At 72.6% G+C, this 24555-nt stretch carries 26 protein-coding genes and 1 tRNA gene; 14 read left to right on the top strand and 13 right to left on the bottom strand.

Annotation, left to right across the window (positions count from 1 at the left end; all coding sequences use genetic code 11):
* Positions 1-5: 5 nt before the first annotated feature.
* Genes speB through CLV35_RS02385 form a run of 4 tightly spaced genes read left to right on the top strand, consistent with a single transcriptional unit; the run spans position 6 to position 3670 of the window.
* Positions 6-953, top strand: a complete 948-nt coding sequence (gene speB, locus CLV35_RS02400) for an agmatinase (RefSeq protein WP_121191813.1) — start codon at positions 6-8, stop codon at positions 951-953.
* Between the two features lie 7 nt (positions 954-960).
* The gene (tdh, locus tag CLV35_RS02395; protein ID WP_121191812.1) at positions 961-2004 is read left to right on the top strand and encodes an L-threonine 3-dehydrogenase; all 1044 of its coding nucleotides are present in this window, start codon (positions 961-963) and stop codon (positions 2002-2004) included.
* On the top strand, positions 2005-3198 hold the full coding sequence (locus CLV35_RS02390; protein ID WP_121191811.1) for a glycine C-acetyltransferase: 1194 nt from the start codon (positions 2005-2007) through the stop codon (positions 3196-3198).
* Positions 3199-3220: 22 nt separating this feature from the next.
* On the top strand, positions 3221-3670 hold the full coding sequence (locus tag CLV35_RS02385; RefSeq protein ID WP_147431848.1) for a hypothetical protein: 450 nt from the start codon (positions 3221-3223) through the stop codon (positions 3668-3670).
* 7 nt (positions 3671-3677) lie between these two features.
* Here the strand turns inward: CLV35_RS02385 and CLV35_RS02380 are convergent, their stop codons facing one another.
* Positions 3678-4646: a DNA polymerase domain-containing protein gene (locus CLV35_RS02380; protein ID WP_121191809.1), complete on the bottom strand. Its 969-nt coding sequence runs from the start codon at positions 4644-4646 to the stop codon at positions 3678-3680.
* A 32-nt stretch (positions 4647-4678) separates the two neighbouring features.
* Entirely contained in the window at positions 4679-5062 is a 384-nt protein-coding gene (locus tag CLV35_RS02375; RefSeq protein WP_121191808.1) for a MerR family transcriptional regulator, read from the bottom strand.
* 120 nt (positions 5063-5182) lie between these two features.
* Between CLV35_RS02375 and CLV35_RS02370 the strand changes: the two genes are divergently transcribed.
* The 4 genes from CLV35_RS02370 (at position 5183) to CLV35_RS02355 (ending at position 8738) form a co-directional block, all read left to right on the top strand.
* Positions 5183-5887 carry an SDR family oxidoreductase gene (locus tag CLV35_RS02370; protein WP_121191807.1) on the top strand — a complete coding sequence of 235 codons (705 nt, stop codon included), beginning with the start codon at positions 5183-5185 and terminating at the stop codon, positions 5885-5887.
* 72 nt (positions 5888-5959) lie between these two features.
* Entirely contained in the window at positions 5960-6631 is a 672-nt protein-coding gene (locus CLV35_RS02365; RefSeq protein WP_121191806.1) for a response regulator transcription factor, read from the top strand.
* Positions 6628-7986 carry a sensor histidine kinase gene (locus tag CLV35_RS02360; RefSeq protein ID WP_231121387.1) on the top strand — a complete coding sequence of 453 codons (1359 nt, stop codon included), beginning with the start codon at positions 6628-6630 and terminating at the stop codon, positions 7984-7986. Before CLV35_RS02365 ends, CLV35_RS02360 begins: the two co-directional genes overlap by 4 nt.
* Complete coding sequence (locus CLV35_RS02355) at positions 7983-8738, top strand: ABC transporter permease (RefSeq protein ID WP_121191805.1); 756 nt, start codon at positions 7983-7985, stop codon at positions 8736-8738. Before CLV35_RS02360 ends, CLV35_RS02355 begins: the two co-directional genes overlap by 4 nt.
* On the opposite strand, the gene CLV35_RS02350 is transcribed toward CLV35_RS02355, so the two are convergent.
* Positions 8735-9358 (bottom strand): DedA family protein, encoded by a 624-nt coding sequence (locus tag CLV35_RS02350; RefSeq protein WP_121191804.1) that lies wholly within the window; start codon positions 9356-9358, stop codon positions 8735-8737. The two genes, CLV35_RS02355 and CLV35_RS02350, sit on opposite strands and share 4 nt — an antisense overlap.
* Before the next feature lie 3 nt (positions 9359-9361).
* Positions 9362-10159, bottom strand: coding sequence for a COG4705 family protein (locus tag CLV35_RS02345; protein WP_121191803.1), 798 nt, complete (start codon positions 10157-10159; stop codon positions 9362-9364).
* 111 nt (positions 10160-10270) lie between these two features.
* Between CLV35_RS02345 and CLV35_RS02340 the strand changes: the two genes are divergently transcribed.
* Complete coding sequence (locus CLV35_RS02340; RefSeq protein ID WP_121191802.1) at positions 10271-10537, top strand: excalibur calcium-binding domain-containing protein; 267 nt, start codon at positions 10271-10273, stop codon at positions 10535-10537.
* A gap of 152 nt (positions 10538-10689) precedes the next feature.
* Complete coding sequence (locus tag CLV35_RS02335; RefSeq protein ID WP_121191801.1) at positions 10690-12009, top strand: glycosyl hydrolase family 8; 1320 nt, start codon at positions 10690-10692, stop codon at positions 12007-12009.
* An 81-nt stretch (positions 12010-12090) separates the two neighbouring features.
* On the opposite strand, the gene CLV35_RS02330 is transcribed toward CLV35_RS02335, so the two are convergent.
* Positions 12091-13917 (bottom strand): family 43 glycosylhydrolase, encoded by a 1827-nt coding sequence (locus CLV35_RS02330; protein WP_183061621.1) that lies wholly within the window; start codon positions 13915-13917, stop codon positions 12091-12093.
* A 249-nt stretch (positions 13918-14166) separates the two neighbouring features.
* Here CLV35_RS02330 and CLV35_RS02325 point away from each other — a divergent pair.
* Positions 14167-14239, top strand: a tRNA-Lys gene (locus CLV35_RS02325).
* 27 nt (positions 14240-14266) lie between these two features.
* Here CLV35_RS02325 and CLV35_RS02320 read toward each other — a convergent pair.
* From CLV35_RS02320 to CLV35_RS02290, 7 genes are all read right to left on the bottom strand, one after another.
* Positions 14267-15250 carry a lysylphosphatidylglycerol synthase transmembrane domain-containing protein gene (locus CLV35_RS02320; RefSeq protein WP_183061619.1) on the bottom strand — a complete coding sequence of 328 codons (984 nt, stop codon included), beginning with the start codon at positions 15248-15250 and terminating at the stop codon, positions 14267-14269.
* Positions 15251-15279: 29 nt separating this feature from the next.
* Positions 15280-16086 (bottom strand): COG4705 family protein, encoded by an 807-nt coding sequence (locus tag CLV35_RS02315; RefSeq protein WP_121191798.1) that lies wholly within the window; start codon positions 16084-16086, stop codon positions 15280-15282.
* Positions 16087-16181: 95 nt separating this feature from the next.
* Complete coding sequence (locus tag CLV35_RS02310) at positions 16182-17126, bottom strand: alkaline phosphatase family protein (RefSeq protein ID WP_121192300.1); 945 nt, start codon at positions 17124-17126, stop codon at positions 16182-16184.
* 46 nt (positions 17127-17172) lie between these two features.
* Positions 17173-17844, bottom strand: coding sequence for a response regulator (locus CLV35_RS02305; protein WP_231121379.1), 672 nt, complete (start codon positions 17842-17844; stop codon positions 17173-17175).
* Positions 17841-19073, bottom strand: coding sequence for a sensor histidine kinase (locus CLV35_RS02300; RefSeq protein ID WP_456238336.1), 1233 nt, complete (start codon positions 19071-19073; stop codon positions 17841-17843). Before CLV35_RS02300 ends, CLV35_RS02305 begins: the two co-directional genes overlap by 4 nt.
* Positions 18989-19816, bottom strand: a complete 828-nt coding sequence (locus CLV35_RS02295) for an ABC transporter permease (protein WP_121191795.1) — start codon at positions 19814-19816, stop codon at positions 18989-18991. Before CLV35_RS02295 ends, CLV35_RS02300 begins: the two co-directional genes overlap by 85 nt.
* Positions 19813-20775: an ATP-binding cassette domain-containing protein gene (locus tag CLV35_RS02290; RefSeq protein WP_121191794.1), complete on the bottom strand. Its 963-nt coding sequence runs from the start codon at positions 20773-20775 to the stop codon at positions 19813-19815. Before CLV35_RS02290 ends, CLV35_RS02295 begins: the two co-directional genes overlap by 4 nt.
* 188 nt (positions 20776-20963) lie before the next feature.
* Here CLV35_RS02290 and CLV35_RS02285 point away from each other — a divergent pair, with 188 nt between their 5' ends.
* Positions 20964-21464, top strand: coding sequence for a DUF3291 domain-containing protein (locus CLV35_RS02285; RefSeq protein WP_231121377.1), 501 nt, complete (start codon positions 20964-20966; stop codon positions 21462-21464).
* Here CLV35_RS02285 and CLV35_RS20715 read toward each other — a convergent pair.
* The gene (locus CLV35_RS20715; RefSeq protein ID WP_269203874.1) at positions 21461-22468 is read right to left on the bottom strand and encodes a methyl-accepting chemotaxis protein; all 1008 of its coding nucleotides are present in this window, start codon (positions 22466-22468) and stop codon (positions 21461-21463) included. The two genes, CLV35_RS02285 and CLV35_RS20715, sit on opposite strands and share 4 nt — an antisense overlap.
* Positions 22469-22628: 160 nt before the next feature.
* Between CLV35_RS20715 and CLV35_RS02275 the strand changes: the two genes are divergently transcribed.
* On the top strand, positions 22629-23519 hold the full coding sequence (locus CLV35_RS02275; protein WP_121191792.1) for an SAM-dependent methyltransferase: 891 nt from the start codon (positions 22629-22631) through the stop codon (positions 23517-23519).
* The gene (gene pip / locus CLV35_RS02270; RefSeq protein ID WP_121191791.1) at positions 23519-24487 is read left to right on the top strand and encodes a prolyl aminopeptidase; all 969 of its coding nucleotides are present in this window, start codon (positions 23519-23521) and stop codon (positions 24485-24487) included. Before CLV35_RS02275 ends, pip begins: the two co-directional genes overlap by 1 nt.
* Positions 24488-24555: the final 68 nt, after the last annotated feature.

Raw genomic sequence — 24555 nt, 5'->3', positions numbered from 1 at the left:
CCCGCATGGACGTCCCGCCCGTCGGCCCGGTCGACGCGACCCGGGTGCCGAGGTACGCCGGCCCCGCGACGTTCGCCCGGCTGCCGCGCACCGACGAGGTGTCGCGGGTCGACGTCGCGGTGCTCGGCATGCCGTTCGACTCGGGCGTGAGCTACCGGCCGGGCGCGCGCTTCGGCCCCTCGCACATCCGCGCCGCCTCCAAGCTCCTGCGGCCCTACAACCCGGCGCTCGACGTGCACCCGTTCGGCACGCAGCAGGTGGCCGACGCGGGCGACATCGGGATCAACCCGTTCGACCTCGGCGAGGCCATCTCGACGATCGAGGGCGCGATGACCGAGACGCGCGCGAGCGGCGCGTCCGTGCTCACCCTCGGCGGAGACCACACCATCGCGCTGCCGATCCTGCGCTCGCTCGCCAAGGACCACGGCAAGATCGCGGTGCTGCACTTCGACGCCCACCTCGACACCTGGGACACCTACTTCGGTGCGCCCTACACCCACGGCACGCCCTTCCGCCGGGCCAGCGAGGAGGGGCTGCTCGACCTCGAGCGCTGCATGCACATCGGGATCCGGGGCCCGCTCTACAGCAAGCAGGACCTCGAGGACGACTCGCGACTGGGCTTCACGGTGATGCGCTCGGACGACTACGAGACCGACGGCGTGGCGCGCGCGGTGGAGCGGCTGCGCAAGCGGCTGGAGAACGCGCCGGTCTACGTCTCGGTCGACATCGACGTGCTCGACCCGGCGCACGCACCTGGAACGGGTACGCCGGAGGCGGGTGGGCTGACGAGCCGGGAGCTGCTGAACACTCTGCGCGGACTGGTCGGGCTCGACGTCGTGGGGGCCGACGTCGTCGAGGTCGCGCCGGCCTACGACCACGCCGAGATCACCGGCATCGCCGCCGCGCACGTCGCCTACGAGCTGCTCTCCGTCCTCGCCCTCAACCGGCGCTGACCCGGCCGTGCGTGCGCTCTACAAGCCGGCTGCTGCGCCGGGCTTCGAGTGGGTCGACCGCCCCGACCCGGCGTGCGGCGAGCACGACGTCCTGATCCGCGTGCTGCGTACCGGCATCTGCGGCACCGACCTGCACATCTGGGAGTGGGACGCGTGGGCGGCAGGTTCGGTCGACGCACCTCTCGTGCCGGGGCACGAGTTCTGCGGCGAGGTCGTCGAGGTCGGGGCAGGGGTCCGCGACGTACGCGTCGGTGACCTCGTCTCGGGCGAGGGCCACGTCGTCTGCGGCACGTGCCGCAACTGCCGCGCAGGCCGGCGCCACCTGTGCATACGCACCTCGAGCGTCGGGGTGAACCGCGACGGTGCGTTCGCCGAGCTGGTGGTGCTGCCCGAGAGCAACGTGTGGGTCCATCCCGGTGCGACTGCGACCACCGCCGACCTCGACGTCGCCGCCGTCTTCGACCCCTTCGGCAACGCGGTGCACACCGCGCTGTCGTTCCCGCTCGTCGGTGAGGACGTGCTCATCACCGGAGCCGGCCCCATCGGGCTCATGGCCGCGGCCGTCTGCCGGCACGTCGGAGCGAGGTACGTCGTGGTCTCCGACGTCAGCGCACCCCGCCTCGAGCTCGCCCGCCGGATGGGTGCAGACCTGGCCATCGATGTGACCACTGGGACCATCGCCGACGCGCAGCGACGTCTGGGCATGGTGGAGGGCTTCGACGTCGCGCTCGAGATGAGCGGGAGCCCGTCAGCGCTGCCGGCGATCCTGGACAACCTCAACCACGGCGGCCGCGTCGCCGTCCTCGGCCTGCCCAGCGCGCCGGTGACCATCGACTGGGCCAAGGTGGTCTCGCACATGATCACCATCAAGGGCATCTACGGTCGCGAGATGTTCGAGACGTGGTACGCGATGAGCGCCCTGCTGCGCTCCGGGCTCGACGTGAGCCCCGTCATCACCGACCGCTTCCCTGCGAGGGACTGGAAGACGGCGTTCGAGGTGGCACGCGGTGGTGCGCACGGCAAGGTCGTGCTCGACTGGACGGAGACCTAGATGTACGGCGCAGTCGGAGAGCAGCTCCGCGAGACGCTGCAGGAGATCCGCGACGCGGGCCTCTACAAGTCCGAGCGCGAGCTCACGACGCCGCAGTCGTCGCGCGTCGGCAGTGCCGTCGCGGGCGAGGTGCGGCCGGTGCTGAACTTCTGCTCCAACAACTACCTCGGCCTCGCCGACGACCCCGACGTGGTGCAGGCGGCCAAGGACGCCCTCGACGAGTGGGGCTTCGGGATGGCCAGCGTACGGTTCATCTGCGGCACGCAGACCCAGCACCACGTGCTCGAGCAGCGCATCTCGCACCTGCTGCGCACAGAGGCCACGATCCTCTACTCCTCGTGCTTCGACGCCAACGGCGGCGTCTTCGAGGTGCTGCTCGACGCCCGTGACGCAGTCATCTCCGACGAGCTCAACCACGCCTCCATCATCGACGGCATCCGCCTGTGCAAGGCCCAGCGGCTCCGCTACCGCAACCGCGACATGGCCGACCTGGAGGCGCAGCTGAAGGCCGCGAGCGGCGCCCGGCGCCGGATGGTCGTGACCGACGGCGTCTTCTCGATGGACGGCTACCTCGCGCCTCTCGACGAGATCTGCGACCTCGCCGAGCGCTATGACGCGCTCGTGCTCGTCGACGACTCCCACGCGGTCGGCTTCGTCGGCGACACCGGAGGTGGCACACCCGAGCACTTCGGCGTGCAGGACCGCGTCGACATCGTCACCGGCACCCTGGGCAAGGCCCTCGGCGGCGCCTCGGGCGGCTACGTGAGCGGCCGGTCCGAGGTCGTCGAGCTGCTGCGGCAGCGGTCGCGTCCCTACCTCTTCTCGAACGCCGTCGCCCCTGCGGTGGTGGCCGGCTCTGTCAAGGCGCTCGAGCTGGTCGAGGGCAGTGGCGAGAAGCGGCTGGCACTGCGCAAGAACACCGAGCTGTTCCGCCAGCTGATGCTGGACGAGGGCTTCGACCTGCTCACCGGCGAGCACCCCATCACTCCCGTGATGTTCGGTGACGCGACGCTGGCCGCCCGGACCGCCGAGGCCATGCTGCTCGAAGGCGTCTACGTGGTCGCGTTCTCCTACCCGGTCGTCCCGCAGGGCAAGGCGCGGATCCGGGTGCAGCTGTCAGCTGCGCACACCGAGGACGACGTACGCGCGTGCGTCGACGCGTTCGTCCGTGCTCGGGCCGCCGTCGCGGCGTGAGCCTCGTGGCACCATGGCGTCCATGAGCTCGCGCCGCACCCGCCCGTCGCTCGTGCTGCGGCGTACCGACTCTCCCGTGCCCCTCCAGTCGATGGTCGCGCTCGGCGAGATGGGCGCGGGCGTGCCGGCAGGCGACCGGGTCTGGACGGCCCGCGAGATGCGAGCGCAGGAGTGGGTCGAGGAGCTCGCGGTCGAGGACGAGACCGTCGACGTCATCCTCGACACGCTCGAGGACCACTTCGGCGACACGATCCCCGTCGCCGAGGTCGTCATCGGTTGTTCGCTGGTCGACGGCCCGGTGCTCGGCGTCGCCAACGAGGACGTCGTGCTCGGTGCCGAGGACGCGCTGCTGGAGCTCGCCGAGGAGGACGACCTCGAGGTCGCGCTGCGCAAGCTGGTCTTCCAGGGCGACATCGTCGCGCTCGACAACGGCGTCTTCGTCGCCCCCGGCCTGGTCGCAGAGCGGGACTGACGCCGGCTCAGGCCTCGGGCGGTTCCGCCCGGCGCTGAGCCGCGCGCCGCTTGCCGGCGTGCATCGCGGCCACCCGCGCCACCGGGATCTCCTGGCCCTCGGCCACGAGATCGGCGTCCAGCGCCTGCGGCTCCGGCATCAGCTCGCTCCACGGGTCGCGGCCGTCGAGGAGCGCGGGCAGCGTACGGATCGTGAAGTCGCGTGGCGACGCGTCCGCGAGCTCGTCCCACGGCAGCGGGTACGACACCGGCACCTCGGGGCGGCAGCGCGGGCTGTACGCGGCGGCGAGCGTCGCGCCGCCGGCGCGCGTCGCGTCGATGAAGACCTTGCCGTGCCGCTCCTCGATGACGAAGGCGGTCGTGGCGAGGACCGGGTCGAGCCGCTCGGCGCGCTCGGCGAGGGCCCGCGTCGCGGCCGCAGCGTCCGCAGAGGTCGTGCCGGGCGCGAGCGGCACCACGACGTGGACGCCCTTGGCGCCGCTGGTCTTGGCCAGCGCCTCCAGCCCCGCGTCCGCCAGTGCCTGGCGCACGAGCAGGGCACCGGCGACAGCGGCGCCGAACGCGTCCTCGCCCGCCGGCGGATCGATGTCGAGCACCAGGTGCGTGGGCGCTCCGGCGTCGTGGCCGCGGAAGAGGGTGGGGTGGTACTCCACCGAGCGCTGGTTCGCGAACCACAGCAGCGTCTCGCGGGAGTCGCAGACCGGGTAGTGCACGACCCGCCGGCCGTCCTGCGTCGGCACCTCGAGCGTCGCGATGGTCTCGGGCGCGTAGGCGGGCAGGTTCTTCTGCATGAACGGCGGTTGCCCGGGCCGCGCGCGGACCACGCTGAGCGCTCGCCCGGCGAGCACCGGTACGAGGCGGTCGGACACGGCGTCGAGGTAGTCGACGAGGTCGCGCTTGGTGGCTCCGGCGCCCTCGTAGAGCGCCTGGTCGAGGTTGGTGAGCCGGACGCCGTCGCGCTGCTCCTCGGTGGCCATGGCGACATCCTGCCTGCCGGTGGCACTCGACGTCAGGAAGCGGCAGCCTCCACGTCGGTGCAGGACCGGCCCGCCGCAGTGGCCCGGGCCGCCGCGATGACGTCGTCCAGCCGGTCGCGCGTGGCGGCCAGCTCGCGCACCTGGGCGTCGATCCGGTCACGCTCGGCCGAGAGCTGCCCGATCATCTCCTCGGTCGCGACGCCGGTGTGGACGCAGGGCAGCAGGCCGACGATCGCCTTGCTGCTGAGCCCGGCGGCGTAGAGCGCCCGCACCCAGTGCACGCGCTCGACCGCGCCGGCGTCGTAGTGGCGCTGCCCGCTCGTGCTCCGTACCGAGCTGAGCAGGCCCTGCTCCTCGTAGTAGCGCAGCGCGCGCGTGCTGACCCCGGCCGCCGCCGCCACCTCACCGATCCGCATGGGGGACTCCTGCCTGCGAGATCCGTCGCCACACTTGCCCTTGACGCCAACGTCAACTCCTAGCGTACGCAGTGGCCGGGGCGAAGGGCCCCGCGACCGCACCCAGGAGGACAGGACGACATGGACATCGCAGGATCGACCGCACTGGTCACAGGCGCCAACCGGGGCATCGGGCGGGAGTTCGTCCTCGAGCTGCAGAGGCGCGGCGCGGCGAAGGTCTACGCCACGGCGCGCGACCCGCGCAGCGTCGACGTACCCGGTGTCGAGGTGCTCGCCCTCGACATCACCGACCCGGCGTCGGTCGCCGCGGCGGCCGGGGCGGCGGTCGACGTGACGCTGCTGGTCAACAACGCCGGGATCTCGACGGGCGCCAACCTCGTGTCGGGTGACGAGGACCGTGTGCGTCTCGAGATGGAGACCCACTTCTTCGGCACGCTGTCGATGGTGCGCGCCTTCGCGCCGGTGCTCGCCCGCAACGGCGGCGGCGCCATCGTCAACGTGCTGTCGGCGCTGTCGTGGTTCTCCTACGACGGTGCCAACGCCTACGCGGCGGCCAAGGCAGCGGCGTGGAGCCTCACGAACGGCGTGCGGCTCGAGCTCGCCGCGCAGGGCACGCTGGTCACCGGGGTGCACCTCGGCAGCGCCGACACCGACATGACCAGGGACTACGACGGGCCCAAGATCCACCCGGCCGACGCGGCGCGGGCGGCCCTCGACGGCGTCCGGGCAGGGCGCTTCGAGGTGCTCGTCGACGAGTGGAGCCGGGGCGTCAAGGCCAGCCTCGCCGGCGACCCGGCCGAGTTCTACCGGCTGCCCGCTGCGTGACCCGCTGAACGCCGCCTGAACGCACGCGGTGGGCACGACCGCGACGGGCGCTGCGTACGGCACCATGGGCGGGTGGTCGCCGCGCGGGTCCTCGTCGTCGAGGACGACTCGGCGCTGCGCCGGCTCATCGCGACGGGCCTGCGTGACGAGGGCTTCACCGTCGCGACCGCCCCCGACGCGGCTGCCGCCGTGCAGCTGGCCGAGCGGGGCACCGACCTGCTCGTCCTCGACGTCGGCCTGCCCGACGCCGACGGCCGTGACCTCTGCGCGGCGCTGCGGGCCCGCGGCGTCCTCGCGCCCGTGCTGTTCCTGACGGCCAGGGACGCCGTGCACGACCGGCTCTCGGGCTTCGCCGCGGGCGGCGACGACTACCTGACCAAGCCGTTCCACTTCTCCGAGCTCGTGGCCCGGCTGAGCGCGCTGCTGAAGCGGACGCCGCCCGCGCCGGTCACCCTCCCCGGGCTCCAGCTCGACCCGGTCAGCCACTCGATGCTGACGCCCGGCGGCCCGGTTCCGCTGACGCCGACGGAGTTCCGGCTGCTCAGCGCGCTGGTCGCCGGGCCGGGGCAGGTGGTGCGCCGCCGCGACCTGGTGCGGGCCGGCTGGCCGGAGGGTGCCCGCGTGCACGACAACACCCTCGACCAGTACGTCGCGCGGCTCCGGCGCAAGCTGCGGGAGGCGGGCTCGCCCGTCGTCCTCGAGACGGCGCACGGCATCGGCTACCGGTGCTCCGCGCCGGAGTGAGGCGGCTCGAGCCGCTGCTGCGCAGGGTGTGGCCGCCGCGCCTGCCGGGGTCGCTGCGCGGGCGCCTCGCGCTCTCCGCGCTGGCGGTCACAGCTGCGTGGGTGCTGGTGCTGACCGTGGGGTTCGACGTCGCGCTCTCGGTGCGGCTGCGCAGCAACGCGGACTCCGTGCTGCGTACGCGTGGGGCCGCCGTGCTCAGCACGGTGGAGGTCCGTCCGGACGGCACGCTGCGGCTGGCCGACGCGGTGCAGGACGCCGCGACCGTCTCGGGAGTGTGGGTGCTGCAGGGCACCACGCTGGTCGAGCGGGCGGCGGGGGAGGGCGAGTGGGAGCAGACCGTACGCGGCCTCGCCCAGCGCGGTGAGGTGCTGGTCACGACGGACGAGCCGGAGGCCGTGCGGTTCCTCGCACTGCCGGTGCGCCAGGGCGACCGCCAGGTGGGCACGGTGGTCACAGCTCTCGCGCTCGACCCCTACAGCCGCACCCAGGACCTCGTGCAGGTGGCGCTGCTGGCCCTCGGTGCGCTGCTCCTCGTGGCGATGTACCTCGTGACGAGGGCGAGCGTGGCGCGGGCCCTGCGACCCGTGGAGGAGATGGCGTCCCAGGCGGCCGAGTGGAGCACCGGCGAGGTCGACCGCCGCTTCGGCGCCGCGCGGCGGCCGGAGGAGCTCGAGGTCCTGGCCGAGCGGCTCGACGACGTGCTGGACCGGCTCTCGGCCGTGCTGCGCCGCGAGCAGCAGCTCAATGCCGAGCTGTCGCACGAGCTGCGCACGCCCATCGCCCGCATCACCGCGGAGGCCGAGCTGGCGCTGCGCCCCGGGCGGCCGCTCGAGGACGTGCGCGGGGCGCTGTCCTCGGTGCTCGGCGAGGCCGACGGCATGACGCGGATCCTGGAGACGCTGCTCACGACGGCGCGCACGGAGGCGGGCGTGCGTGGCCGCGCCGAGTGCGTGGAGGTGCTGGAGCGGCTGCGCGCCGGAGTGCCCACGGCGGCCGTGGGCGTGCGGGTCATCGGGCACCCGCCCGTGTGGGCCGGTGTGGCGCCCGAGGTCCTCGAGCGGACGGTCTCCCCGCTGCTCGACAACGCGCTGCGCCACGCCTCGTCCACGGTGGTGCTCAGCGCGCGACGGGAGGGCGAGGCGGTGCTCGTGGAGGTGCGCGACGACGGGCCGGGCGTCGACCCGGCCGTCGCCGACGACCCCTTCACGCCCGGGCGGCGCGTGGACGACGGCCACGGCGGTGCGGGCCTGGGCCTCGCGCTGGCGCGCCGGCTCGCGCAGACGTCCGGCGGTGACGTGCGCCTGCTGCCGGGCCCGGGAGGCGCGCGCTTCCAGGTCGAGCTGCCGCCCGCATGACCACCTCGCAGGTGGTGCACCTGGCGGTCGGGCTCGTGGCGCTGCTCGCGGTGGCGCAGGGGGTGCTGCTCGCGGCCGGCGTACGCATCGGCCGGGCCCCCGCAGTCGCCCTGGCGCGGGGGGTGGCGCAGCTGGCGGTGGTCGGTCTGGTCCTGCGCGGCGCCATCACCGCTCTGCCCGCGGTGATCGCTGTGCTCGCGGTGATGCTCACGACGGCGTCGTGGACGGCGACGAGCCGGCTGCGCGCCCTCGACCGCGCGGGTCGCGCTGTCGTGGCGGCGTGCGCCGCGGGCACCGCGGTCGCCCTGGGCGTGGTCTTCGCGATCCCCGTGCTGCCGCGGGAGTCGCGCTACCTCATCGCGATGGGCGGCATCGTCATCGGCGGCACGATGACCGGCGCGACCCTGACCGGGCGCCACCTCGTCGCGGGGCTCCGCGCACGGCGCGAGGAGGTCGAGGGCTGGCTGGCGCTCGGCGCCCGTCCCCGCCAGGCCGTGCTCGACATCGCCCGCAGCTCGGTGGCCGAGGCGCTCGTGCCGGCGCTCGACCAGACGCGTACGACCGGGCTCGTCACGCTCCCCGGCTCGTTCATCGGCGCGCTGCTCGGCGGCGCGAGCCCGACCCAGGCCGCCCGCTTCCAGGCGGTGGTCCTCGCCGCGCTGCTGTGCGCGCAGTCGGTGACCGCCGTGGTCCTCATCGGCTTCCTCGGTGCGCCGGAGCGCATCCCCGTCGAGCCCGAGCGGGCCGGCTAGCCCCGTCGCGCCCGACGCAGCTCAAGCAGCACGGGCACCAGGGACACGACGACCACCACCGCGACGATCGGCAGCAGGTAGCGGTCGATGCTCGGTATGCGCGAGCCCAGCGCGTACCCCGCGAGCGTCACGCCGCAGCTCCACAGCACCCCGCCGACGACCTGCCACAGCGTGAACTCGACGACCGGCACGCGCGCGGCGCCGGCCAGCGGGTTGAGCACGGTCCGCACGAGCGGCACGAAGCGGGCGAGCACGACGGCCTTGGCCACGCCGTACCTCTCGAGCGTCGTACGCGCCCGCTCGACGGCCAGCTGGAGCCGCGGCCGGTCGGGGCGGTCGACGAACGTCGAGCCCGCGCCACGGCCGATGACGTAGCCGGTCTGCGCTCCGAGCACCGCCCCTGCCGCCGCGGCCACCAGGACCGGTCCGAGCGACAGGTGGGTCGCCGAGGTGGTCTCGGTCGTGCACAGCAGGCCGGCCGTGAAGAGCAGGGAGTCGCCCGGCAGGAAGAACCCGACGAGCAGCCCGGTCTCGGCGAACAGGACGACGAAGATGCCGAGGGTCCCGAAGCTCGAGAGGACGCTGTGGGCGTCGAGGGGGTTGAAGGCCAGCGTCGTCACCCGTCAGGCCGAGGTGGCCGCGGGCACGAGCTCGTCGTGCTCGGGCTGCGCGTCCGTGCCCGACAGGGCCGCGTATAGGACGAGCAGGACGATGAGCACCAGCATCACGGCGGTCACCGTGCCGTCGCCGAAGCCGAGGCCGCCACCGATCGAACGCTCCTTGCCGAACCAGTCGGCGAAGGAGGCGCCGAGCGGCCGGGTCAGCACGTACGCCGTCCAGAACGTCAGCACCGGGTTCGCGCCGAGGCGCCAGGCGACGAGCGGGACCAGGATCGCGACGGCGAACATGACTCCGGAGGAGAAGAACCCGAGCCCCACGGTCATGCCGGTGAGGTCGCCGACGGCCGTGCCGAGCGCGAAGGTCGCCAGCACGGTGCACCAGTAGAAGCGCTCACGCCGGGCCGTGACGATGCTGTGCACGGACAGCGTGCCCTCGCTGCGGCGCCAGAGGACGAAGCAGACGCCGACGGCGACCGCGTAGAACGCGCTGGTGACCCAGTAGGACAGGCTCGTCGCGACGTGCAGGATGTCGGCGACCATCGTGCCGAAGACGGCGACCATGGCGACGGCGAACCAGTACGTCTGTGCCGCGTAGCGCGTCGAGCGCAGCTGCAGCCACATCGCCAGGCCGAAGCCGCCCACGCCGACCAGACCACCGAGCACGAGGCTCGTGTTCCCGAGGTAGTCGGAGGCTGCTTCCCCCATCCCGGTCGTGAGCACCTTGATGACCCAGAACAGCACGGTCACCTCGGGCACCTTGGCGGCGACGGGGTCGGGGAAGCGGGGGTGGCGCAGAGACATGCCGACGACCGTAGGTCGGGCGGTCTGAAATCCGCCTGAGCGGCCTTCAGCGGAAGCTTGCCTCGCCTAACCTGTGGCTGGGGGCGGACCAGCCGGACGGGGGAGACGGACATGAAGCGCATCGTCGTGACGGCGGCAGCGGCCGGCATGGTGGCCGCGGGGCTCGTCGCCGCGGGCCCGGCGGAGGCCTCACCGCGTACGTTCGCGAACTGCACCGCGCTCAACGCGGTCTACAAGGGCGGCGTCGCGCGGCCCGGTGCGGTCGACAAGCGCAAGGGCGGCGGGCACGCCAAGCACAGGCCGGTCTACGACCGCGCGCTCTACAACGCCAACACGAAGTCGGACCGCGACCACGACGGGATCGCCTGCGAGAAGTAGCGCTCGGTCGAGCGCGCCGAGCGCCCCGACACGCGCGGGGCGCTCGGGGACACGCCGTGACATACCGGTGCACTCTTGACTTTGTTCAACGACCCTCCCTAACGTGCCCCCGCCGGGCTGTCGCCCGGCGGGACGACACAGAGGAGTGCCGCATGCGCAAGGCAGTACGCATCGGGATGGCCGCGCTGTCCGCGGCCACGGTGCTCGCCGGCTCGGCCACCGCCCAGGCGGCGACGGGGCCCGACCGGCACAGTGGCCCCACGGGCGGCCACTACGCCAACGTCTTCGAGGAGGCCGGCTACTCGCACCACGCGGTCAAGCGCAAGATCGACGCCGCGTGGAACCAGCTCTTCCACGGCAACCCTGGGACGGCGCCCGACTACTTCGACGGGCAGTCGATCTACTACCAGGTCAGCCCCGACATGGGCTACGTGACCGACGTCGCGAACCACGACGTGCGCACCGAGGGCATCGGCTACGCGATGATGATCGCGGTCCAGCTCGGCAAGAAGCACGAGTTCGACTCGCTGTGGAACTTCGCGAAGACCAACATGCAGCTGCAGAGCGGCCCGACGAAGTACTTCTTCGCCTGGCACACCCGCACCGACGGCTCGATCATCGACCCGGGCATCGCTCCCGACGGCGACCAGTGGATCGCCGCGGCGCTGACCTTCGCGGCCGGCCGCTGGGGCAACGGCCAGGGCAAGTACGCCTACGGTCCCGAGGCGAAGCAGATCCTGCACGCCATGTGGCACAACGCCGACACCGGCGGCGTCAACATGTTCGACTCGAAGGCCTACCTCCCGACGTTCTCGCCGCCCGGCGTCAACGACTGGAGCGACGCGTCCTACGCCCTCCCGGCGTTCTACCGCGTCTTCGCCAAGGCCGACCCGGACGACGCGAAGCTGTGGGGCAAGGCGGTCGCTGCCGGCGAGAAGATGCTGCAGGTCGCGCACAACCCGACGACAGGGCTCTCCCCGTGCTACTCGAACTTCGACGGCACGCCGCACCGCGCCTTCTGGGAGTTCCCGCCGTCTGACGAGAGCTACTCGATCACCTTCCAGGAGGACGCCTGGCGCGTGATCGCGAACGCCAACCTCGACGCGTCGTGGTGGGGCGTGCAGCCGTGGCAGACCCAGTTCTCCAACACGCTGGAGAACTTCTTCATCGGCCAGGGCGTGAACAGCTACGTCAGCCGCTACCAGCTCAACGGCACGCCGCTCGTCGGCGGTCAGAACACCTACGAGCCCAAGCACGCCGAGGGACTCGTGGCGATGAACTCGACCTCCGCCATCACGTCCACCAACCCCAAGCGGCTGGAGTTCGTGAAGGACTTCTGGAACACGCCGGTGCCCTCGGGCCGGGCGCGCTACTACGACGGCATGCTCTACCTGCTGGGCATGCTCTACGACAGCGGCAACTTCCGGATGTACGGCCCGGTCAACGGCGTCTGGTCGCACTCGGCCAAGTGACCCCGGTGCGCTGAGGCGCAGAGCGACGCAGAAGGGGAGGGAGCCTCGGGCTCCCTCCCCTTCGTCGTGCGTGCGGGTCGGCTAGTAGACGTCGACCGCGTCGATCTCCGCGTAGAACGTCTCCTTGGTGATCGTCACGTTGTTCCAGCCGTGCTTCAGCCGGACGTCGTGCGTCACCTCGGTCCAGTTGCCCCAACGGGTGTGGGGGAACTCCACGATGCCCTCGTCGCGGCCGTCCACCGTGACGCGTGAGGTCGACTCGAGCAGGTAGCCACCGCGCTCGGAGCCGTTGGCGAAGACGATGCCGAGGGTCTTGTGACCCGACTCGTCGGCCCAGACCTTCAGCGTCACCGAGCTGTCGGCGTTGTCGAGCCCGCCGACGACCGCGCCGCCGGACGCGGCGCCGTCACTGCGTACGTGCGCGTCGGTGATGACGCCCTGCTCGGCCTCGTAGCGGGTGCCGCGGGGAGCGCCGGCCGGCACGCCCATGGGCGAGGGGTCGGGGAGCGCCGAGTAGACGTCGAGCGAGTCGATCTCGGCGTAGTAGGTGCCGCGGGTGAGCGTGACGGTGTTCCAGCCCTTCTTGAGCTGCACCCGCTGCTCCGAGAGCTGCCAGTTGCCCCACGTGGTGTGGGGGAAGGTCACCGTCGTGGCGGCGGCGCCGTTCACGCTCAGCAGGTCGGTCGACAGGACCCGGGTGGGGCCGTCGGTCGAGCCGTTGGCGAAGCGGATGCCCAGGGTCTGCGGCCCGGCCGCGTCGGCCCAGACCTTCCAGGTGATCGAGCTGTCGGCGAAGTCCATGCCGCCGACCTTCTGCAGCCCGGAGGCGCTGTCGTCGCCGACGACGCGGGCGTTCGTGACGGTGGCGTCCTCGGCCTGGTAGCGGGTGGACTCATCGGCGACCTTCGGGCCGCTGGCGGTCCAGTCGAGGTCGCTCACGTACATCGCGCGGTACGTGTAGGTCGGGTCCCAGCCGTGGTAGACGATCGCGGTGCTGCCGTCGCGGCGGGTGATGACGTCCTCGCCACCGGGGCCGCGGACGTCGCCCTGGAAGCGGTCGCTCGTCATGAGCTCGGTCTTCGACTTCGTGTAGGGCCCGGTCAGGCTCGTCGCGGTCGCGTAGCCCGTGCGGTAGTTGCCGCCGTAGAAGTCGTTGGCCGAGTAGAAGAGGTAGTAGGTCGAGCCGTGCTTGACCAGGCTCGGTGCCTCGTTGACCGCGCCCTCCCAGGGCTGGTCGTTGTGGATCAGCGGTGTCGCCGGGCCGGTCAGGGTCTTCCCGTCAGCCGACAGGGGCTGGACGAAGATCGTGGCAGGCAGCGCGCAGCAGTTGCCGTCGGCCTTCCACAGGAGGTACTGCTGGCCGCCCTCGGTGTAGGTGCTGGCGTCGATCGCGCCGCCGAGGTCGGACGGGCAGACCAGCGGGCCGTCTCCGACCGGGAGGAACGGCCCGTTCGGCGAGGTCGCGGTCGAGACGCCGATGCACTGGCGCTGCGAGGCGCGGTCGCGCGCGGTGTAGTAGAGCGCGTACCCGCCGGCCACCTTCGTCACCTCGGGCGCCCACACGCAGCGGTCGGTAGCACCGCCGGGCGTGAAGCTGCAGTCGCCGACCCACGGCCCGAGCGTCGGGGCCGCGTCGGGCTGCGGCGTCCAGCTCCGCAGGTTCTTCGACGTCTGGTGCTGGACGTTCTGACCGCTGTCGTTGGTCGCGTAGGCGTGGTAGACGCCGTCGACCAGCAGCACGTCGGGGTCGGCGAAGTTCGAGTCGATCACCGGGGCGACCGAGAGGCGCGAGCCGTCGGGGAGCTTCTCGGCCGCGGACGCGGTCCCGGCTCCGACGGGCACGAGCAGGGCGAGGGCGAGCGCCGCCCCTCCGAGCTCGGCGAGGCGTCTGCGCAGGCGTGTGGGCACGTGGTCCCTTTCAACGTTGAAAGCGGGCGCCGGGGAGCGCCCGACTCGGGCGGTACTAGCGAAGTGGCCCGAGCGTACGTGCGTCAAGGTCCGGTTGAGTCCACGGGTGCTCTGGTTCGACCGACTGTGATCTGTTCGTGATCGAGTGGCTCCGGCATGAGGTGGCGACCTCGCTGCGGAGCCTCGCGGTCCGCGGTGGGGGGCGACAGGCCTCGGTAGGCTCGCCGTGGTGCTGCAGATGGGCGCCACGGGCCGCTAGCTCAATCGGCAGAGCAGCGGACTTTTAATCCGCGGGTTCAGGGTTCGATCCCCTGGCGGCCCACCCCGCTGACCTGCGCGTCGGTGCACATCAGATGATCCGCCGGCTGGACAGGACGGCGAGCGTGGCCGCCCCGGGCGGCAGCGGCACCCACACGGTCATGAACCGGTAGCCGAGCAGTGCGTCGACCGCCACGGAAGCCGGCAGCCCCACTGCCACCAGGGCGGCGGGCAGGGTGACGTCCAGCGCTCCCAGCCCGCCCGGTGAAGGCACGAGGGCGCTGATCGCAGAGCCGGCCGAGTAGGCGAGCGTCACGGTGACCAGCGGCAGCGGGTGGTCCAGTGCTCGGAGAACGGCGAAGAGCACCAGTGCGTGCAACAGCGGCCCGGTGACGGCGCCGCCCCACAGGAGCACGGCGCGCCGCGGGTCGCGCAGGATCGCAGCCTGGGCGAGCAGCGTACGCCGGGCACCAGCGGCCGCCGCCCTGGTCCGCGTCGCCACCCAGCCGCCGCGGGCCCCCGTCATCACGCCCAGCAGACCCAGCAGCAGCAGGAGGACTGCCCCTGCCGGCACGACCCAGCCCGTCGGCTCCCGGAGCAGCGACCGGAGCGGCACGAGGGCAGCGTGCTGCTCGACGCGCGGGGCGGCGACCGCGACGGTGACGAGCAGCGCCAGGTGAGCGGTGACCCCGGCCGCCGAGCCCAGCACCTGTGACGCGGCGGCCGACTCGCGGGTGAGGCCCTGGCGGCGCAGGAACCGGAAGTTGACGGCGAAGCCGCCGGCGCCGGCGGGGGAGACGTGGTTGGCGAACGAACCCGCGACCTGGACGGCGAACAGTCGGACGACGGGTGGGCTGAGCGGCAGGGCCCCGAGCTGCGTGAGCGTCCCGCTGACCCACAGCAGGACGACCGCCGCGCCGGCGAGCCCCAGCCACGGCGTACTCGCTGTCGAGAGGGTACGCAGTCCCTGCACCACCGCCGCCGGCTGCCGGACCACCACCAGAGCCAGCAGAGCGAGGGCGCCCGCCGCCCAGGCGCACTGCACCGCCGCGCTGCGCCAAGAACCCGGTCGCACGCCGAGCGCTCCGCGTCCTCGTACGCCTCTCAGCCGGCGATCGTCGGATCCGGCGTTCGGTCACGCCCGCTCGCGCTGAGGTAGGCGACGGTCGCGAGGATGCAGAGCAGGAACGCCGAGGTCGTGACGGCCGTACCGAGCCCGGCGCCACCGTCAGCCTTGTCGCCGCTGAGGTAGTCGCCGGTGGAACCCCCGAGCGGCCGGGTGAGCACGTACCCCACCCAGAAGGTCGTGAGCGGCCCGACGAGGCGCGTGCGCCACACGACGAAGACCAGCGCGAGGGCTGCCGCGTACACCGCGACCGCTGCCAGCAGCGACATGCTGAGCCGGTCGACCAGCAGGTCGCCCGCCGCCGTTCCGAGCGCGAAGGTCACGAGGACGACCAGCCAGTAGAACGCCTCCCGGCGAGGCGTGACGATGGAGTGGATGGAGAGCGTGCCCTCGCTGCGGTACCAGGCGGCGAAGACCGCGGCGAGGAGCACGGCGAAGACGGGGGTGGTGACCAGCAGGCTGACGCCGAGCCCGTCGGTCAGGTTGTCCGTCGCGAGCGTCCCCACCACGCTGACGAGCACGACAGTGAGCCAGTAGACCCACGGGGTGTAGACGCGGGTCCTGAACTGGAGGGCCAGGACCACGACGAGGACGACGGTCATGAGAGCGGTCGTGGGGCCGAGGCCGAAGCCCAGCGTCTCGTTGATGTAGTCGGCGGCCGACTCGCCGACCGTGGTGCAGAGGACCTTCACCACCCAGAAGAAGATCGTGATCTCGGGCACCTTGTTGTGCCAGTGCGCGCGGGGCGCTGCGTCGTCGACGAGGTGGTCAGGGAGCCGTTGCATACGAGCGATCCTGCGCTCGCGCGCATGACAACCGCCTGAACGACGAACCGCAGGCTGACACGTGCTGCGACCCGGGCGGTCCCGCGTGGTCCCGCTCAGTCGAGTCCGAACGCACGACCGAGCGAGGGCGCGCTCGCGGCTTCCCGCAGGGGAGCCGTGCCGGTGAGCTCGCTCATCCAGCGGCTCCACGACCTGTGGTCGAGAGCGGAGCGAGGCCTGGCGCCGGTGAGCCCCGGCGCCATCACCACGGTCAGCACGTGCCCTCCGCCGTGGCCCTCGACCTCGTCGAAGGTCACGACGACGGCGAGCCGTCCCGCGCGCCAGTCGGGGCCGGCGAAGACCTGTGGCAGCCACCGGTGCAGCCACGCGTCGGCCCTGCCCAGCGAGCAGTCGTGGCCGTCGTCGCAGATGTCAGGCACGAGCAGCCCGACCTCCGGCAGGCGCCCCGCGGCGATGTCGGCGTGGAGCAGGCCGCTCGACGGCGAGCCCGCCGGGACGTCGTACCGGGCGCAGTTGCGTCGTGAGGCAGCGTCCGCGAAGTACGCCCACGGGTTGTGCTTCACGGCGTACCGGCCGGTCGTGCGCGTGGTGCAGGGCGCTGGCATCGCCTCTGCGTAGACCCTCGCGCTCGCGCCGGCGGCCAGGGCCACGTCGAAGACAGAGGGGCCGTGGAGGGGGTGCCTGGCCGGGCCCTTGTCGTCGGTCACGCCGAAGGTGCTGCCCCCTGCCATCGCCAGGTAGTTCGGCAGCGAGGGGTGCGTCAGTGAGCGGTAGTCGCCCGCTTCGCCGTACGTGCGGCCCAAGGCGGCGAGGTAGGGCATCGCGAGTGCGGCCCCGCTCGAGCGCCGGTTCTCCTCCACGACCGTCAGCACCTTCGTCACCCGTGCCGCGGTGGCGGGCGGTGTGGCCCTGCGGGCGGGTGACGCAGCCACCTTGCCCAGGTCGCCGCTGGAGAAGGGCGTCGCAGCCGACACGGCGGCCCCGCTGCTCGTGCCGCACCCCGCCAGGACGACGGCGAGCGCGAGCGCCCGGAGAGCCATGCCCTCGACGCTACGCAGGACCTGCGGGGCGGCAGCCATCACGTCGTCAGGGCCGTTGGAGGGGCGACGCGATGCCGTGGTCGTAGGCCAGGATGACCGCCTGGACACGGTCGCGCAGTCCGAGCTTGGCGAGGATGCGGCCGACATGGGTCTTGACGGTGGCGTCCGACAGGTGCAGCGTGCGTGCGATCTCGGCGTTGCTCGACCCGGCGGCGATCTCCTGGAAGACCTCCCGCTCGCGCCCGGTCAGCGAGGCCAGCACGTCGGGCCTGGGTGTCGTGCCTCCGGGGAGCTGGGCGGCGAAGACGTCGAGGAGTCGGCGGGTGACGCGCGGCGCCACCACGGCGTCACCTCCTGCGACGGTGCGGATCCCCGCCACGAGCTCCTCCGGCAGGACGTCCTTGAGCAGGAAGCCGCTGGCTCCGGCACGGAGACCGGAGAAGGCGTACTCGTCGATGTCGTACGTCGTGAGGATGAGCACCCGGGAGTCCGGAGCCTCGGAGACGATGCGGCGCGTGGCCGCGATCCCGTCCACCACGGGCATGCGGACGTCCATCAGGACGACGTCGGGCCGCAGGGCCAGCGTCTGCTCGAGCGCTCGTCGACCATCGCCCGCCTCACCGACGACCTCGATGCCCTCCTGCGCGGACAGCACCATGCGGAAGCCCTGCCGCACGAGCGGTTGGTCGTCCGCGAGCAGGACCCGGATCGCGCTCACTGGTTCCTCCTGTCGGGGTCGAGGTGCAGTGACCCGGCCACGCGCCAGCCTCCTCCGGGCCGCGGTGCGGCCTCGAGGTTCCCTCCGAACATCGTCAGGCGCTCACTCATCCCCCGGATGCCGTGACCGGCGGCGCCCGCCGCAGACGTGCCGTCCGGAGCTGCGTCGTTGGTGACCTCGATGTCGAGGACCTCCGGGCCGTAGCGCAGCAGGACGCTGGCCCCGGTCGCGGACGGGGCGTGCTTCAGGACGTTCGTGAGGCTCTCCTGGACCAGACGGTACGCAGCGAGCTGAGCGCTCGGCGCCAGCCGCACCACCCTGCCCTCGACGACCAGCTCCACGGGGAGCCCAGCGCCGCGCACGTCACGGATCAGGCCGTCGAGCTGGTCGACACCCGGCGCAGGCTCGAGCTCGGGCTCGTCACCGGACCGGAGCACGCCGAGCAGTCTGCGGGTGTCGCTGAGGGCCTGGCGTCCCACGCGGGACACCTGGTCCATCGCCCCCGCCGCCTCCTCGGGGTCCCGGCGGACCGTCGCGCTGGCACCGTCGCTGAGGGCGATGATGACGGAGAGGCTGTGCGCCACGATGTCGTGCATCTCGCGCGCGATCCGCGCTCGTTCCGACGCGGCGGCGATGACGCCCTGCTGGTCGCGCTCGCGCTCGGCCGTTGCCGCCCGCTCCAGCACCGACGCGAGGTACGCGCGCCTCGTCCGCATGTGGACGCCGAGGACCCATGCTGCGGTCACAGTGCCGGTCAGCAGGACGAGCGCGCTCCAGCTGTGGCCCGGCGGTGCCCACTTCAGGGTGGCGAGGACGACGCCGACCTCGGCGATGAGGGCGGACGCCACGATCGGAGGGCGCCGCGAGTCGTAGGCGCCCACGGCGTACAGCCCCGCCAGGAACGCGAGGTCGGCCGGCGGCTGGGTGTCGACGAGCCACTGGGTGAAGGCGACAGCGCTCTGGACCAGCAGGACCGCGAACGGGGCCCGGCGGCGGGCCAGCAGCGGGACGGCGAGGGCGACCGCGAGCAGCCAGCTCCAGGCCGCCCCCTGACGGCCGTCCTCCTCGCGGCTGGCGAGGGAGAAGACCAGGACCGCCGCCGCCACGCCGGCATCGGCTGCGTGCGAGCGCCAGGGCGGCGCCGTCAGCCGTCCCGCCGCTTCAGGAGCACCGCCGCCACTCCGAGCGAGCCGACCACCCAGAGCGCCATCACCCCGAGTCCCGTCCACGGCGGCAGGGTATGCGCGGCGTGGACGCTCGACACGAACGAGCCTCCGGCGCTGCTGGGCAGGACCTGGCCGACGTCCTTCGCCCACGTGCCCGGCAGGATCTCGAAGACCGTGGGGATGACGATGACGATCGCCACCAGCGCTGAGATCCCTCCCGGCGTGCTGCGCACGATCCAGCCGAGCGCCCCGCCGAGCAGCCCCACGAGCGCGAGGTAGATGCCGGTGCCGACGACGACACGGGGAACGGTCGCGTCGGTCAGCGAGTAGCCGTGGCCGTCGGCGTGGAGGTAGACGTTGCCGACGAGGAAGGCGAGGACGGATGCGGCTGTCAGCGCCACGGCCGACAGCGCACCGAAGACGATCGCCTTGGCCACGAGCACCGGCACCCGCTTCGGCACCGCCGCCAGGGTGGAGCGGATCATGCCGGTGGAGTACTCACCGGAGACGAACAGCACACCGAGCACGCCGATGAGCAGCTGCGCCAGGAAGTAGCCCTGCAGGACGCCCGACGGTGCCTGGTCCTCCGGTGCCAGGCCGCCCCAGTTCTTCCCCGTGTTGTAGCCGATGGGGATCGCGATGAGGATCGGCGCGAGGACGGCCCCGAGCAGGGTCAGCCAGCTCGACCGCAGCGTCCGGAACTTGACCCACTCCGACGCGACGACGCGGGGGAAGGTCACGATCCCGGCGCCGGCCGACACGCCGGGGGTGTGGGCCGGGCGGGTGGGGGCGGTGGTCGTGCTCATGCCGCAGCCTCCTGGTCGGACTCGACGGGGTACGCACGGTCCGACTGGCCGCGCGCGCCCGGTGCGCGGTACTCGACGGCGTCGCGGGTCAGCTCCATGAAGGCCTGCTCGAGGGAGGCCTGGACCGGCGTCAGCTCGTAGAGGGTGATGCCGGCAGCTGCCGCCCGTGTCCCGATCTCCTCGCTCTCGAGGCCGGTGACGTGCAGGTCACCGGGTGAGCTGCTGGAGACCGAGACGCCCTCGCCGAGCAGCAGCCCGCGGAGCTCGGACGCCTGGGGCGAGCGCACCAGGACGCTCTTGGCCGAGGCGCTCTGGATGAAGTCCTGCACCGAGACGTCGCGGATGAGCCGGCCGCGCCCGACGACGATGAGGTGGTCGGCGGTCAGCGCCATCTCGGACATCAGGTGCGAGGAGACGAACACGGTGCGGCCTTCGGCCGCGAGGTCCTTCAGCAGGGTGCGGATCCAGAGGATGCCCTCCGGGTCGAGCCCGTTGACCGGCTCGTCGAGCATCACCGTCGCCGGGTCGCCGAGCAGGGCCGAGGCGATCCCCAGCCGCTGGCCCATGCCGAGCGAGAAGGCCCCCGCCCGCTTGGACGCGACGTCCTGCAGCCCGACGAGGTCGATGACCTCCTTGACGCGCTTGCGGCCGATGCCGGTGGTGGCGGCCAGCGCCAGGAGGTGGTTCTCCGCGGTGCGGCTCGTGTGCACGGCCCTCGCCTCGAGGAGCACCCCGACCTCCCGCAGCGGCGCGGCGTGCTCCGCGTACGCCTTGCCGTTCACCGTCACCGTGCCGCTCGAGGGCGCGTCGAGCCCCACCACCATCCGCATGGTGGTCGACTTGCCCGCGCCGTTCGGCCCCAGGAACCCGGTCACCATCCCTGGCCGCACGGTGAACGTCAGGTCGTCCACGGCGGTCTTCGGTCCGTACCTCTTGGTCAGTCCTCGTGCTTCGATCATGTGTCCGCTCCACGTGACCATCTGGTGTCACCTCGACCGTAGGAGCGGGCCGCCCTGCGCCGCGTCAGGCGGCGGGATGAGCTTCGGCGAGGGGGGCCAGCCGATGTGACGACCTCCGCCTAGGCACATGTGATGACTTCCCGCGCATCGGGGAGCCGCTTCCACAGCGCTGACGCCAGGTGCATCGCGTGTCGCTGCAGGGAAGGGAGTCGACCGTGCACCTCGCCCAGGTCAACGTGTCGCGCCTGATCGCGCCGATGTCGTCCGAACGGCTCGCCGGCTTCGTGGCTGCCGCGGGGCCGGTCGAGGCCGAGGGCAGGTCGGCACCGGGGTTCGTGTGGCGCACGGCCGCCGAGGTCCCGCCCGGCATGCGTACGCACCCGTTCGCCTGGGACCTCGGCGACAGTGCAGGCCTGGTGGTCAACCTGTCGGTGTGGGAGTCGCTGGAGGCGCTGGACCGGTTCGTCCACAGCGGCCAGCACCTGGACGCGCTGAGGCAGCGGCGGTGCTGGTTCTCCAGGCACCCCGAGGCGACCTCCGCGCTGTGGTGGGTGCCGGAAGGGCACCGCCCGCGGATGGCCGAGGCCGCCGAGCGCCTGCGCCACCTTCGTGCGCACGGCCCGTCCGCGTACGCCTTCTCGGCCGGACGGGCCGTGCGACCGAGCGAGGGCCGCGACGACGAGGGCTAGCGGGTGAGGGTGGCCGCGGCCGCCTGCTGCTGGACGATCTCGTCGATGGCCTGCTGGGTCGAGGTCAGCGCCCGCACGGCGGTGTTGATCTCCTCGATGCTGCGCACCGCGTCGGAGGTCTGCGACCGGATCCCGTCGACCTGGTTCGCGATGTCGCCGGTCGCACGGCCGGTCTCGTTGGCCAGCTCCTTGACCTCGTTGGCGACGACGGCGAAGCCACGGCCCGACTCGCCGGCACGGGCGGCCTCGATGGTGGCGTTCAGGGCCAGGAGGTTCGTCTGCGAGGCGATCCCGGTGATGAGCTTGACGACGGCGCCGATCTCGGCGCTGCTCTCGTCGAGCTGGCCGATCGTCCCGGCCGCCTCGGTCGCGCGGGCAGCGGCGGCCTCGACAGCGCGGGAGAGGTCGGCGCTGACGCCGGCGAGCTGGGCGGAGGACGCCGACAGCTGGTCCACCTGGCGCTCGGAGCTCTCGATCAGCCGCCGCTCGTTGTCGATGTCGCGCAGTGCGCCGGCCACCCGCAGCGGAGTGCCCGACGTGTCACGAGCGGTCGCCCCGGTGGCGATGAACCAGCGGTACTCGCCGGTCTTCAGCTGCAGGCGGTACTCGATGTTGTACGGCGTCCGGCCGGAACGGTCGTTCATGTGGTTCAGGAAGGCGTTGACGGTCCGCTCGACGTCGTCGGGGTGCAGCCGGGAGGCCCAGCTGCTCAGGACGTTCGGGAAGTCGCGCTCGTCGGTGTAGCCGAGCATGGTGCGGAACTCGTGGGACCAGTTGAAGGCGTTGTTCGGGTTGACGGGGTCGTGGGCGACGACGTCCATGTCCCACAGGCCGATCCCGGCCGCCTGCACCATCAGCTCGTAGCGCTCGGTGCTCACGGCCGCGAGCCGGCGGACCTCAGCGAGCTCCCGCTCGAGCGCGAGCACGGTCTCGTCGGGCCCGGTGGGGACCGGTGCCGGCGCAGCTGCGTCCGTGGCAGCACGGTTCGTCCTGAAGATCGACATGTCGCTCCAACTCTGAGCTGTGACGTCTGCGTGGCCGCGGACCTGCTCCACCATCGACAGTCCGGAGTGGCACCTGAGCCTTGCGAGGGCTATAGACACGACGTGACCCGCGGGGCACGCTGGCCGCAGCCCGTCCCGGTGAGCGCGAGGAGGACCAGCGGTGGCGTCAGGACCGGTCGACCCCGTGCTCGACACCCTGACGGCGTGGGACCAGGGCGCCTGGTGCCTCGCGGCCGTGGTGCTGCTGGCCCGCGACCCGCAGGGCGACGAGGGGCAGGCGGCCAGGGCGGTGCTCGAGGCATCGGGACTCCTCGCGCCCGGTGCCCCTCTCAGCACAGGCTTCGGTGCCTCACCTCAGCAGGTGGCGGCGCAGGCCTCGGCCGGGCTGCTGCAGGCTGCCGCGGTCGTGCAGGGTTCCGCGGGCTGGGCGGGGCTCCCCGACGAGGTGCTCCTCGCGCAGGGAGTCGCCAGCGGCCAGACCGCCGCGGCGTTCCGCCAGCTGGTCCTGCCCGCGCTCCCCGGCTTGGGTGAGCGGCTGGCCGCGCCGGGCGCCCGGATGCTCGACGTCGGTACGGGTGTCGGCGCGCTCGCCGCAGCCTTCGCCGCGGAGTTCTCTGCACTCCACGTGACCGGCATCGACGTCGCACCGCGCGTGCTCGACCTCGCGCGGCAGCGCATCGACGCCCTGGCCGTCCACGACCGCGTGGACCTGCGCCTCGAGGACGTCGGCGCGCTCGACGAGCCAGCGGCGTACGACCTGGCTTGGATCCCCGCGCCGTTCGTGCCGCCGGCAGCCCTGCGCGAGGGCGTCGGCCGTGTCGCCCGCGCGCTGCGGCCGGACGGCTGGCTGCTGCTGGCCCACGGGAAGCCGGACCAGGGCAGGCCTGTCGAGCGCGCGCTGACCGCCTTGCGGACGCTGGTCTTCGGTGGCACGCTGCTCGACGCCGCAGGCGCTGCCTCGTTGCTGGGCGCTGCGGGACTCGTCGACGTCGCATCGCTCCCCACGCCGTCGGGCGCGCCGGGTATCACCGTGGGGCGACGGGCCGAGTAGTGCCGCACGGTCTCTACCCGCCGCTCGAGCCCTACCGCACCGGCTGGCTCGAGCCCGGTGACGGCCAGCGCCTGTGGTGGGAGGAGTGCGGCAACCCCGAGGGCGTGCCGCTGCTCGTCGTCCACGGCGGGCCGGGTGGCGGGTGCGTACCGTCGATGCGACGCGCGTACGACCCGGCGCGCTACCGCATCGTGCTTCTCGACCAGCGCGGATGCGGGCGCAGCGAGCCGCACGCCAGCGATCCCGAGGTCTCCCTCGACACCAATACCACGTGGCACCTCGTCGACGACATCGAGCGTCTGCGGGTGGAGCTGGGCGTCGAGCGGTGGGTGCTGTCAGGCGGGTCGTGGGGGAGCGCGCTCGCCCTCGCGTACGCCCAGCGGCACCCGGCCCGTGTGGCCGCGATGGTCCTGCGCGGGATCTTCACGCTTCGCCGCAGCGAGCTCGACTGGGCCTACCGCGACGGCGCCTCCCGGATGCTGCCGGAGCGGTGGGACGAGTTCCGTCGTGCCGTGCCGGCCGAGGAGCGGGACGACCTCGTCGCGGCCTACCGCCGTCGGCTCGAGTCCCGGGACGACGACGTACGCGTCGCCGCCGCCCTCTCGTGGACGCGCTGGGAGACGGCCGCGATGCACGCCACCCCTGAGGTGGAGGCGCTGTTCGCCGAGCCGCGCTTCGCGGTGGCCTTCGCGCGCATCGAGAGCCACTACGTCGCGCACCGGGGGTTCCTCGACGAGGGCCAGCTGATCAGGGACGCCGGTCTGCTCGAGGGGATCCCCGGGGTGCTCCTGCAGGGCAGGCACGACGTGTGCACCCCGCCGGTCACGGCCTGGGAGCTGCACCAGGCGTGGCCCGGCTCCGAGCTGCACGTCGTCGACGACGAGGGCCATGCGCTCTCTGGCTCGACCGCCCTGCTCGTGGCGACGACCGACCGGTTCGCGGACCTGGTGGGTGCTGCCGGCGGCTGAGGGCGGCCACGTCTCGAGTTGCTGCTACAGACTCCAGTAGTAGCGTCGCTGTCACGACGACTCGAGGA

Origin of the sequence: Motilibacter peucedani (assembly GCF_003634695.1) — a bacterium.
Classification (GTDB): Bacteria; Actinomycetota; Actinomycetes; order Motilibacterales; family Motilibacteraceae; genus Motilibacter; species Motilibacter peucedani.
Note: the sequence above shows the minus strand (reverse complement) of the source record. Positions and strands in the feature narration are given on the sequence as shown.